Raw genomic sequence first — 11,497 nt, forward strand, 5'->3', positions numbered from 1 at the left:
AGCCCACGGGAAAGGAACCTATATGTCCGACCATACCTCCGAAGAACTCGAGTTCTTCGCAAGCTGCCTTCCTGGGTTGGAAGGCTTGCTCGCCGATGAGCTGCATGCGCTCGGAGTCCGCCGCACGCGCCCTCTTGGCGGCGGCGTGGCGTTTTTCGGCGCTCCGAAGGCCGCCTTGCGCGCATGTCTTTGGTCGCGGCTGGCGTCACGCGTGCTCTGCGTTGAGGGGCGCGTTGGTTCAGCGGACTCGGATGCGCTCTACCAGGGGGTTTATGCGCTGCCTTGGGAGGATATCCTGCTTCCCGGCAAGAGCATCGCCGTGCGCGCCCGCGGGACGAACGAGGGACTTCGCAACACGAAGTTCACGGGCATGCGCGTGAAGGATGCGATCTGCGATCGTTTGCGCGAGGTTCGCGGCGAGCGACCTGACGTGAGCGTTGCGCACCCCGATATCGCCATCGACGTGCGCATCCACGAGGGGAAGGCGACGGTGTCGGTCGATCTTTCCGGTACGCCCTTGAACGACCGAGCCTACTTCGGCCGCAACGCGCCGGACACGATGCCGCTTCTGTGCTCGTATGCGGCGGCGCTTCTCGCGTATGCGAAATGGGGCGAGCGAGCGGGGGAGGGCTTCCGCTTCGTCGATGCGCTCGCAGAGTTTCGCGGCGAAGACGAGAAGTCGCGGGGCTTGAGCGTTCTCGAGCGCGAGGCGAGGGCGATCGTCCTCGATGAGGCGCCCGGCGCGGCGCGTTCCCGATGGGGTTTCTTCTCGTGGGGACGCTTTGACGAGGAGACGTGGAACGCGCTTCTCGATGAAGCCGACGAGCGTGCCGAGCGCGCCCAGGAGTCGCTGCGTCCCCTCGACGCTTCCGCGCCGCAGCTCGTTGCCGCGGTGCTGATCGACCCGGCGAACGACAACGCGGTCTCCGCGGCGGGGGACGCTGCCTTTGTGCGCGCAGCCGCCGATGCCCCCGCGCGCTCCGTTTTCGCCTGCATCGGCGGCGAGGGCGCGGCAGAGCGCTTCGGTGCCGAACCTTCGCTTTGTGAGGAGCTTGGGCGGGGGCGCGTGAGCATCAAGGTCCGCCTCTTCGATACGCCCCCGGCTGCGCCTGTGACGATCGTCGTTCCCGACATGTTCGGCGGGGCCGAGCACATCGTCGACGTGCACGACGAGACGTCCTCCCAGTTCGCTTCCCGTTTACGCAAGGTGTATAAGGAACGACGCAAGTGGGCGCGTCGCGAAGGGGTCAGCTGCTACCGCGTCTACGATGCTGACTTGCCCGGCTACGCGGCCGCGATCGACCTGTACGCAGGCGCGGGCGAGGACGAGGGAAAAACCTTCGTTCATGTTGCCGAATACGCAGCCCCTTCGTCGATCGACGAGCTGAAGGCCCGCCATCGCATGAGCGATATCCTGGCGATCACCCCTGCTGTGCTCGGCGTGCCTCCCGAGCGCGTGTTCTCCAAGACGCGCCGTCGCGATCGCGGGGGAAGCCAGTACCGCGATGCCGGCGAACGCTCGTTTGTGGCGACCGTCGAGGAGGACGGCTCGCTGTTCGAGGTCGACCTTGCCGGGTACGTCGATACCGGCATCTTCCTCGACCATCGCGATACGCGCCACATGGTCGGCGAGATGGCGGCCGGCGGGGATTTCCTGAACCTGTTCGCGTATACGGGCACGGCGACGGTGCATGCCGCCGCGTGCGGTGCGCGCACGACGTGCACGGTGGATATGTCGGCGACGTATCTTGATTGGGCGCGCCGCAACATGGCGAACAACGGCTTCTCGGGGCGGGCGCATCGCTTCGAGCGCGCCGATGTGATGCAGTGGATCACATCGGCGCGGCGCGATCGTCGCCTGTTCGACCTGGTGTTCGTCGACCCGCCGACGTTCTCGAACTCGAAGTCGATGGGACGGCGCACGTGGGATGTGCAGCGCGATCACGTGGAGCTTCTCATCGGTGTGAGCCGCCTTCTCCGCGAGGGCGGGCGGGCCGTCTTCTCGTGCAATCTGCGCACCTTCAAGCCCGACTTCGAATCGCTTGAGAAATACGGCGTGGAAATCGAGGATATCACGGCGCAAACCATCCCGCACGATTTCGAGCGCAACCCGCGCATTCACAAGTGCTTCATCGTTCGCAGAAAGTAGCTGGAGCGGCTCTGGGAAATCGTCTTAATATGTCCACGGCGAGTTCACTCTGAGCAGGAGATTTGGGGTTGCTGTGGAGCGGAGCCTTACTTCGTGGTCAGTTGGGAGAGTTGTGCACTGTCATTTCTCAGAATAATCTAACTTACCTTAAGCTGACCTCGGGCTTTTCTTTCGAAGGACGCCCCAAGCCCTCATGAAGGGGAGAATCGGGCGAAAAACGTCGCACAACTCGTCCAGTTGACCACGAACTTGCCTCTCTGCTCCCGAGGGGGCAGCGTCGGGAGCATGGAGGCAGCATCAGGAGCATCCCGACAGCGGCGTGCGGTGTTCGGTGGTGGGACGCTCGTCCTCGCTACTTGCGGCGGACGGGGGAGTTCTTCCCAGGGCGAATGAAGAAGGCCGCGATGAGCATCACCACGCTGAGCGGGATGATCGTGGTCATGCATGCCTCCCAATACGTGGCACCGCCATCGATAATCGCTCCGTACACTGGGCTGAAGCAGTTGCCGAGGCATTGCGCGAACTGCATAACGGCCATGCCCATCGTCGCCGCCATCGCGGACTGGTTCATGATCGTCGGGGCGAACGGGCGAAGGCCGCCTCCGCCGAATCCGCCGCAGATGCCCATCAGGACGATGCCGATCCAGATAAGCGACTCATTTGAGTTCTGGAACAGCAGGTAGAAGCAAATGAGGTAGGAAACGGCCACGCCGACAGGCACGATGCGCTTCAGGCGATGGGGCAGTTTCGCGGTTACCGAGCCACCGAGCGGGTTGGCGATAATGCTGATGCCCGTGACGACGGCAAGGCCCATGCCCGCCGCCGCCTCGCTCCAGCCCCAGCCGACCGGGGGAGCGCTTTGGAGGAACGTGGACAGATACGTGTTCACAATGCCGGTCTGCCCGATGATGAAGATGAAGAACACGAGGCCGAGAAGCCAAATCTGAGGGTTGTTCAGCAGTTTTACGCACTCGATGAAGCTGCCTTCGGCGCTGTACCCGGCCACGTTGCCCTCGGGAACGCGGTAGAACACCAAGAACAGAACGAGCGCGACGACCGCAAAAGCGACGACGACGCCGAAGACGCCTTGCCAACCCATCGAGCTTGCAATCATCGGACAGATGATTGAATCGAGCGTGATCGACAGGGGAACCCAGCAGCACCACAGGCCCAATGCGAGCCCGCGCGTCTTGTCGGGGAACCACAGCGTGATCAGCGTCGGGGCCGACACTCCCGCAAGGCCGATGCCGGTGCCCTCGAGGAAACGCCCGACCATCATGGTCGCGATATTGTCGCCGCCGAGAATCTCGACGAGCCCTCCGACAATCACGCCGATGGCCGAAAGCGCGATCGTTTGCTTCAGCCCCAGCTTGCGGCAGATGAAGGCGGCGGGGAAGGCGAGCACGATGCCGATAAGCGACACCATCGTCATCAGCATGCCGAAGCCGCTTGCATCGAGGCCGAAGCAGCCGTCGGGACTGACCCCCGGCACGTAGATGAAATAAAGCGGAATCGAGACGATCTTGAATTGCGCCATGGGCGCGGCAAAGCTTATCAGAAACGTGATGATCCAAATCACCCACGCGTAGCGGGGCGTCTTCTCTTCCTTGATCGTGATTTCCGATTCGGCGAGGGGTCGTGGCCCTCGGTTGCTCTCGACGGACCTATCTTTCTCATTCATCGTCGTACCTTTCTCTTATGCGAAGTGCATGCGGATACAGGTTGTCACGCGTATGAAACGGGGAGAATTGCCTGAAAATGGTAAGTTGTAAATTGAAGGAAGCAGAGGAGGCTAACCTTTATGGGGAACGGGGTCGCCCTCGACTTCCCACTCCTCGAAGATGACGCTGCCGTGGTAGCGGTAGACGCCGTAGACGCCCTTGAAGTCGTATCTCGCCACCGTGAACGATCCGCCCACAGAAGTCGAAAAGTCGGCTGCCTCGGTGTTGAACCCATTCGACGGGAACACGTACAGGTTGCAGATGCGGTCGCGGCTTCCCGTCGGCGCGAGCACGATGCCCGTACCGAACTCCAGGGGCAGTCCGTCGCTCTTGATGCGGAGGCCGGTGAGCGCGAGCTTTGCGTCAAAACGCTCAATCCAGGGCTTTCTCGACTGCTTGGCCCAGGCGGCCCAAACGCTCGTGTTCTTCTTGTTGTCATCTGCGTAAATGGCGTCGAAGAACTCGCGATAGCTTTCGGCTCCGTCGAGGTATTGTTCGAACTCGGGCAATACGGCATCGCCGATCGTCGTCGCCAGGCGCAGCCGGTCGAGTTCAAGTGCCGAGGTCAGCGGTGCTTTCTTGATCTCGGCGATCATGTCTTGTGCTTTCATGAGGTCCCTTTCTAAATTGCGAGGAGCGATTGCGAGCTAGAAGCCCTTCGGCCATGCCTTGTCGGCTGGGACATCGTCAAGGGAGGTGACGTGTTTCCCTCTCGGCAGGATGAAGAAGCACAGCACGAGCGCGAGCACATATGCCGGAAGCTGCAGCATGAAGCTCGCGGTCTCCCAGCCTTGCGTGCTCATCACAGCTCCGAACAGCGGAGAGCCGATCGCGGACCCGAGGTTTTGGCAGAATTGCATAATGGCCATCGCCATGGTGGCGCCCATCGCGGTGTTGCGCATGAGCATGGGGGCCATCGGGCGAAGCGAACCGCCGCACATGCCGCCACCGATGCCCTGCAGGACGATCGTCGCCCACATCACCGCCGTCGCGCCGTCTCCGACATAGAACATGAAGAAGCCGGTGGGGATGAGGAGAACCATCATCACGATGCCGACGAGGTACTTGCGCCCAAGCGGTAGCTTGTCGGACACAAGCCCGGTCAGCGGAGCCACGAACAGCGAGATGAACATGATGATCGAGGAAAGCGACGAGGCGGTCTGCGCATCGAAGCCGAGCTGCGTCTCGAGGAACGTGTTATAGTAGGTGTTCATGATGCCGATCGTCGTCATCGAGAACAGGAAGAACACAGCGCCAAGGATCCAGATGCGGCGATTCTTGCAGTACTTGAGCGACTCGACGAACGTTCCCTCGATGCCCATGTCGCCGGTTGCGCCCTCAGGCATGCGGTACACGACGCAGAACAGCACGAACGCCACCAGGCAGACGCCTGCAAGCGAGAAGAAGACGGTTTGATACCCGAACGCTCCTGCGATCATCGGCACGGTGTTGAACGCGAGAACCGACCCGACGGGGACCCATGTCGCCCAAAGGCCGAGTGCGAGCCCGCGCTTGCGCTCGGGGAACCAGATGGTCACGCACGACGGTGCCGCAACGCCGATAAGCCCGATGCCAACGCCTTCGAGAAGGCGGCTCACCAGGAGCAACGTGAGATTCGCGTCCACGCCGCCAAGCGCGCTGCCGACACCTAAGCAGGCTACCGAGAGCAAGATGACGTTTTTTAACCCCATGCGTCGGGCGATGAAGGCGGCGGGGAAGGCGAGCACGACGCCGATCAGGGCGATCGCGCTCATAAGCGTGCCGAACGTCACGGAGTCCAATGCCCCATGGAATGCGGGGAACAGCCATGACGCCAAAGGCGGGATCTTGAATTGGCAAAGCGGTGCGCAGATGCTGGCGAAATACGTGACGGCAAGCATACCCCATGCCTTGCCGCTCACTTTGGTTTGTTGGGCGATGTCGCTCGCAGTTGGTTCTGTCATAGTCGTATCCCCTCGTATGCGAAATACCGCGCTCCCCTTGAAACGCGTTTCGATGTTGCAAGGGGCTGCCCGCAGCGATGTCAGCGCAGGCAGCCCCAGTTGTTGTTACTGCTTCAGCTTGTTAGCGCCCTATGCGCAAGGCGGCACCCAGAGGTACTGCTGAGGCTTCTCGTCGAGCTTCTTCACAAGCTCGTCGACAGGGCCGTACTCCATGCATTTTGCCTGGCAGTGGAAGACGCAGGAAGGCAGCTTGCCCTTCTCCTGGCGCTCGGCGCACAGATCGCACAGCTTCGTGAACGCTGGAATGAAATCATACACGTACTGGTCGGTCTCGTTGCCTTCCTTGTCCTTGATGGGCCACGGGCCGTTCTGCATGACCTTCACGCCCCACTGGCCAAGCGGCAAATCGAGCTCGGATTGGCAGGCCACTTCGCAAGAATAGCAGCCGGTGCAGTACTGGTAGTCGACAAGAATTCCGTTCTTAGCCATTACAGTTCCTCCTCTTTGCAGCGATACACCTTGGCAAGCGTGCACTTGAGGTCAGCGCCGAAGCCGGTCGTACCAGGTTTGTTGGCAAGCAGCTGGTTGATGTTGGACTGGCGGAAGCCGTACAGGTTCGGCTCAGCGCCATCCTGCTCGGGGAACCACCAGCCGTGCTGTGCGGCGATGGTGCCCTCGTGCACCTCGTAGGTGACGCGAGCGCGCTGGCGTGCGCGTCCGCGATGGTTCTCAAGCCACACCCAGTCGCCTTCGCAGATGTGCAGGCGCTCGGCGTCGCGCGGGTGAATCTGGACCCACGGATCAGGCGTGAGCTGGCGCAGATAAGGAATCTGGCGATGTTCGGAATGGAAGAACGAGGTGGTGCGGGCGCCCGTGATCATGATCATCGGGTACTCCTCGTAGAGGTCGGGCGTGGTCACAGGACCGATGCCCGGCTCCTCGATGTAGGGCAGCGGATCGTAGCCGAACTTCTGGAACAGCGTCGACCAGAACTCGATGCGCCCGGTCGGCGTGTTGAAGCCGGGCTGGCCGTCGGGGCGCATAAGGCCCTTCTCGTACTTCTTGTAGACGTACTTCTGGTAAGCCGGGCCATGCTCCATGAGCTCGCGGAAGGTAAACCCGGAAGGCTTCACGATCTCGTCGTAGACCTCGTCCTCGGTCTTCCACGGCCACGTCTTCTGCTTGCCCTCGGGGCGCTCGATCACGCGGTTGAACTCGTCGTCGTTGTCGAAGTACTGGGCGAGCTCGCGGTTGATCTCGCAGTCGGACTTCGCTTCGCCCTCGGTGGCGCAGCCGCCCGTGATGGCGGAGAGGAAGTAGTAGTGGGCGCGCACGGAGTGCTTCTCAGCCCACGTCTGAACAGGGAGGACAATATCGGCGTACGCCTGAATCGTCGGCGTCATGAAGATATCGCACGCAGCGACGAACTCGACCTTCTTCATGGCCTCATACCAGCGCTCGGTCTCGCAGCTCATGCAGGCGATGCCGTTGGACGTCTGGATCCAGATGCCCTTCACTTTGCCTGCCTCGCAGTACTCCAGGCACATGTCGGGCATTGCCTGGGTAAGGCCGTAGCGGTACATCGGGAACTCTTTCCAGCCGACGCGCTTCTTCTGCATCTCCTCGTTGATGAGGTCGTAGATGCCCCACGCGCCTGCGGAAGGCTGGTCGACACCCATCGGGGACGCGGTGTAGCACATGCCGCCGGGGATATCGAGGTTGCCGGTGATCGTCCACAGCGCAGCGATAGCGGCAGCGCACGGGGTGCCCTGAGACTGCATGTCGACAGCGAGGCCCCAGACGACGTTTGCCGGATGAGCGTTCGCGAACATGCGAGCAGCAGCGACGATCTTCTCCTTGGGAACCCAGGTCATCTTCTCAACCTCATCGAGGGAGAGCTCGCGGGCGCGCTCGGCCAGCTCGTCGAAGCCGTAGGTCCAGCGCTCGACGAAGTCATGGTCGTAGAGGTCCTCGTCAACGATGACCTTGATCATCGCGAGGGCGAGAGCAGTGTCGGTGCCGGGGCGCAGCTGCAGGTGGATGTCGGCGTGCGCGGCAAGCCAGGTGACGCGCGGCTCGACGGAGATGAGCTTGCAGCCGAGCTTCATGGCGTCGGTCACCCAATGGCCCATGAAGAAGTCGGGGTTGGAGATGGTGGGGTTGCAGCCCCAGACGATGGTGCACTCAGGGCACGTCCACTCGGGATCGTCGTAGCGCAGCGCGGAGAACTGCGAGAAGTCGGCGATGAGCATGCCGCCGTAGGTCATGATCATGAGCGACAGGCGGGGGAGATAGCACGCGGTGCCGGAGAGGAAGCCATACTCGTTCGGGCTGCCGAACGTGTTCGCCATACGACCGACCTGCCACTGGTTGTCGCGAGCGGTGCCGCGCAGGCAGTGGATGGAGTCGCCGCCGTAGGTCATTGAGATGCGGCGGAATTCCTTGTAGCAGGTTTCAAGCGCCTCGTCCCACGAGATGCGCTCCCACTTGTTCTCGCCACGCTCGCCAGCGCGCTTCATCGGGTAGAGAATGCGGTCGGGGTGGAACTCGACCTGCTTGAAAGCGAGGCAGCGCGGGCAGAGGGCGCCGCGGTTGTACGGATCGTCCGGGTCGCCTTCGCACTTGATGAAGCGGCCGGTCTCCTTGTCGGAGTACACGAGCACGCCGCAGCCCTCGTGGCAGCCAGGCGCCGACCAGACAGACGTACGGGTGACGATCATGCCGTCTTCCTCGTACTGCCACTCGCCGGGATGCTTCCAGCGAGGGTCAACTTCCTGATGCACGCCAGCACCGAAGTTGAACTGATTCTCCTCTTTGGAGTTGCCAATATCGTCGCGGTCGCGCCCCTCGATATTGGTCTCGACTTTCTCGATAGTGTCAGCCATCGATCCTCCTCTCGTAGGGCCTAAAAGAGTGCAGGTGTCTTCCCTGCGTCGGCCCGGCGGGACATGAAAACGGGTGTCCGCCCCGAGAATCCCGCCCCCTAACGGGTACTGAGAGTTGACCATGAGTCGATGCTGACACTATCGCGTGAAAGGTATGCAGTATTGCGAAATCAGTACGTTGGTATGAGACGTTTACCTGGAATTTCGCAAATTAGTCATCATCTGGGCGATGAGAGGACCTAAGTTACCTGTGGTTCTCGGGCTCCTCGCTTAAAGGCTTGCCCTTCGGCTTCGGGTTGATGAATATCGCGGCGATGAGCATCACGACGGAAAGCGGGATGATGGTGAACAAACAAGCGTCCCAATACGTGTAGCCCGCGTCGATCATGCCGCCGTAGACGGGGCTGAAGCAGTTGCCGATGCACTGCGCGAACTGCAGGACGGCCATACCCATCGTCGCCGCCATGGCCGACTTGTTCATGATCGTCGGAGCGAGTGGGCGCAAGCCACCGCCTCCGATGCCGGCGCACAGGCCCATCAGCACGATGCCGACCCACACGAGCGTGATGTTCTCGGTTTGGAACATCATGTAGAAGCAGAAGAGGTAGATCACCGCAACGAGCACAGGCATGATTCTCTTGAGCTTTAACGGCAGCCTGTTGGTGATGGCGCCGCCGGCGGGGTTCGCGACCAAGCCAATCGTGGTGACGACGGAAAGACCCATCGCAGCTGCCTGCTCGGTGAAGCCCCATCCGCCCGTCTCGACCGACGTCTGCAGAAACGTCGGCAGATAGGTGTTGACGATGCCGGTCTGTCCCGCGATGAACACGGCGAAGACGATGAAGAGCAGCCAGATGTCTTTGTTCTTCAGGAGCACGATGCACTCTTTGAAGTTGCTCTCGACGTTGTAGCTTGCCCCTTCGCCTCCTGGCACCTTGTAGAAGATGTTGAACAGGATGAGCGCCACGGTGGCGAATATGATGACGAACCAGAAAACGCCCTGCCACCCGCTTGCGGCGGCGATACTGGGCGTGACGAGCGCATCAAGCGTGATGGAGAGGGGAACCCAGCAGCACCACAGGCCGAGCATGACTCCGCGGGTCTTGTCCGGGAACCACAAGGTGATGAGCGTCGGTGCTGACACACCCACAAGTCCGATTCCCAGACCCTCGATGAAGCGCCCGATGTAGAGAGCCGTGATGTTGGTGCCCGCCAAGGCGGGGATGAGGCCGCCCACGATAACGCCGAGCGTGGCGATGGTGATGGTCCACCTCAGGCCGAGCTTGCGGCAGATGAAGGCGGCGGGGAACGCGAGCACGATGCCGATCAGCGAGACGCAGGTCATGAGCATGCCGAATCCCGCTCCGTCGAGCATGAAGCCGCCAGCGGGGCTGACGTTGGGGACATAGATGAAATACAGGGGGATGTTCACCAGCTTGAACTGGCCTAATGGGGCCGCAAAGCTCACGAGGAAGGTGACGATCCAAATGACCCAGGCATAGCGCGGGGTCTTTTCCTCATAGCGGTTGATATCCGATTCAGCGTACGGTCTTGGCTGCTTGAGAGCAGCGCTGTCTTTCTCCATTGTTCTCACCTTCTCTAGATTCGAATCCAGATACAGCGTGCAGAGGAGCGCCGTCCTCGCAAAGGACGGGATGGTTTGCAGGCCGAAGGCGCTCGGTTGCCAGCGGGGGGTGCAGGCACAGCCGCTGGCAACCGAGCGCCCTGCGCCTAGCTTGCGGGAATCTGCCGCACGGACCACAGCATGGGGTTGCACTCGCGCCCGCTACCGCATCCGCATCGAACGGTCGGCTCGACCACCTTCGCCCAGTAGTTCTTGTCCGTCTGATAGACCCACTGGATCTCGTCGAGGGTTCCGGCGATGGTGTACCACCACTCCATGCTCGGGCCATAGGGGCTGAAGCGCCCGTCGGTCGCCGACTCGCCGCACTTGGTGCAGTAGATCTCGACCGCGCCTTCGCCTTCCGGCCTCTTGCGTTTGAGGGAGTTGCTTGGGGCGGCCGCCTGCTCGGCTGGGATCGATGCTTCCACTTCAATCGGCTTGACGTCTTCCATCGCGATCATCGTTTCTCCCTTCCGGCCTCTTCGGCCTGTTTCCCGTTGATTCCCGTAATGTCGGGACGAGCATTGCTCGGGTGTGCCTCCTCGCCGGGCGCCCGGGGGATTCTGGCGCCGCAGACGCTGCAATGCTGCGCTCCCGGCTCGGCGACCTGCCCGCACATCGGACAGGCGCCTGCAGTGTTGAGCGGGCGAGGGTCGACCTTGCCGCATAGACCGCAACGTACGCATACGCGCGTATACCCACCGCACACAGGCCCCCACCCTTTCCTCTTTGCACTTTGACCCGGCGCTGAGCGGTTGTTTTCGCGGAATATTTCAGTGAAATCTGCTCAGCGCCAGGGTTAAACGCTTACTGCTTTGCTGCCGTGCCCGCCTTGGGTACGAAGAGCACGTGCTTCGTCGTGGCGCCAGCCAGCTTCGCCGTCAGCTCGTCGACGGGCCCGTATTCCATGCACAGCGACTGGCAGTGCTTCACACACGTTGGCTTCTTGCCCTTCTCAACGCGCTTGGCGCACAGGTCGCACTCGTCGGTGGGAATGGGCACCGTGTCGAGCTGCCAGTTCTTCTTGTCGATCTGCCAGGGGCCGATGGTGGCCATCTGGATGCCGTAACGCCCGATGGGGATGTCGTGCTCGACGGAACAGGCCATCTCGCAGGTGCCGCAGCCGGTGCAGAACTCGTAGTTGATGAGCAGTCCGTATGCCTTCTCAGCCATGG

General features: G+C 61.7%; 9 protein-coding genes. 1 reads left to right on the forward strand and 8 read right to left on the reverse strand.

Annotated features, from left to right (window positions below; genetic code table 11):
• Nucleotides 1-22 precede the first annotated feature (22 nt).
• Nucleotides 23-2,149 (forward strand): class I SAM-dependent methyltransferase, encoded by a 2,127-nt coding sequence (locus F8C90_RS00200; protein WP_158048434.1) that lies wholly within the window; start codon nt 23-25, stop codon nt 2,147-2,149.
• A 352-nt stretch (nt 2,150-2,501) separates the two neighbouring features.
• Here F8C90_RS00200 and F8C90_RS00205 read toward each other — a convergent pair whose 3' ends face one another.
• The 8 genes from F8C90_RS00205 to F8C90_RS00240 all read right to left on the reverse strand — a co-directional run bounded on the left by F8C90_RS00205 (nt 2,502) and on the right by F8C90_RS00240 (nt 11,495).
• Nucleotides 2,502-3,830, reverse strand: a complete 1,329-nt coding sequence (locus F8C90_RS00205; protein ID WP_158048435.1) for an MFS transporter — start codon at nt 3,828-3,830, stop codon at nt 2,502-2,504.
• 111 nt (nt 3,831-3,941) lie between these two features.
• The gene (locus F8C90_RS00210; RefSeq protein WP_158048436.1) at nt 3,942-4,481 is read right to left on the reverse strand and encodes a hypothetical protein; all 540 of its coding nucleotides are present in this window, start codon (nt 4,479-4,481) and stop codon (nt 3,942-3,944) included.
• A gap of 36 nt (nt 4,482-4,517) precedes the next feature.
• Nucleotides 4,518-5,813 carry an MFS transporter gene (locus F8C90_RS00215; RefSeq protein WP_158048437.1) on the reverse strand — a complete coding sequence of 432 codons (1,296 nt, stop codon included), beginning with the start codon at nt 5,811-5,813 and terminating at the stop codon, nt 4,518-4,520.
• A gap of 129 nt (nt 5,814-5,942) precedes the next feature.
• On the reverse strand, nt 5,943-6,302 hold the full coding sequence (locus tag F8C90_RS00220; RefSeq protein WP_158048438.1) for an oxidoreductase: 360 nt from the start codon (nt 6,300-6,302) through the stop codon (nt 5,943-5,945).
• Nucleotides 6,302-8,698: a molybdopterin-dependent oxidoreductase gene (locus F8C90_RS00225; protein WP_170264471.1), complete on the reverse strand. Its 2,397-nt coding sequence runs from the start codon at nt 8,696-8,698 to the stop codon at nt 6,302-6,304. The genes F8C90_RS00220 and F8C90_RS00225 overlap by 1 nt, the downstream gene beginning before the upstream one ends.
• A gap of 244 nt (nt 8,699-8,942) precedes the next feature.
• On the reverse strand, nt 8,943-10,283 hold the full coding sequence (locus tag F8C90_RS00230) for an MFS transporter (RefSeq protein WP_158048440.1): 1,341 nt from the start codon (nt 10,281-10,283) through the stop codon (nt 8,943-8,945).
• Nucleotides 10,284-10,429: 146 nt separating this feature from the next.
• The gene (locus F8C90_RS00235) at nt 10,430-10,783 is read right to left on the reverse strand and encodes a hypothetical protein (protein WP_158048441.1); all 354 of its coding nucleotides are present in this window, start codon (nt 10,781-10,783) and stop codon (nt 10,430-10,432) included.
• Nucleotides 10,784-11,129: 346 nt separating this feature from the next.
• Nucleotides 11,130-11,495, reverse strand: coding sequence for a 4Fe-4S dicluster domain-containing protein (locus tag F8C90_RS00240; protein WP_158048442.1), 366 nt, complete (start codon nt 11,493-11,495; stop codon nt 11,130-11,132).
• Nucleotides 11,496-11,497: the final 2 nt, after the last annotated feature.

Origin of the sequence: Ellagibacter isourolithinifaciens (genome assembly GCF_008831035.1) — a bacterium.
GTDB lineage: Bacteria > Actinomycetota > Coriobacteriia > Coriobacteriales > Eggerthellaceae > Ellagibacter > Ellagibacter isourolithinifaciens.

Coding starts and splice junctions, on each gene's coding strand:
- F8C90_RS00200 (WP_158048434.1), top strand. CDS start 23: ATGTCCGACCATACCTCCGAAGAACTCGAGTTCTTCGCAAGCTGCCTT.
- F8C90_RS00225 (WP_170264471.1), bottom strand. CDS start 8,698: ATGGCTGACACTATCGAGAAAGTCGAGACCAATATCGAGGGGCGCGAC.
- F8C90_RS00235 (WP_158048441.1), bottom strand. CDS start 10,783: ATGATCGCGATGGAAGACGTCAAGCCGATTGAAGTGGAAGCATCGATC.
- F8C90_RS00210 (WP_158048436.1), bottom strand. CDS start 4,481: ATGAAAGCACAAGACATGATCGCCGAGATCAAGAAAGCACCGCTGACC.
- F8C90_RS00220 (WP_158048438.1), bottom strand. CDS start 6,302: ATGGCTAAGAACGGAATTCTTGTCGACTACCAGTACTGCACCGGCTGC.
- F8C90_RS00205 (WP_158048435.1), bottom strand. CDS start 3,830: ATGAATGAGAAAGATAGGTCCGTCGAGAGCAACCGAGGGCCACGACCC.
- F8C90_RS00215 (WP_158048437.1), bottom strand. CDS start 5,813: ATGACAGAACCAACTGCGAGCGACATCGCCCAACAAACCAAAGTGAGC.
- F8C90_RS00230 (WP_158048440.1), bottom strand. CDS start 10,283: ATGGAGAAAGACAGCGCTGCTCTCAAGCAGCCAAGACCGTACGCTGAA.
- F8C90_RS00240 (WP_158048442.1), bottom strand. CDS start 11,495: ATGGCTGAGAAGGCATACGGACTGCTCATCAACTACGAGTTCTGCACC.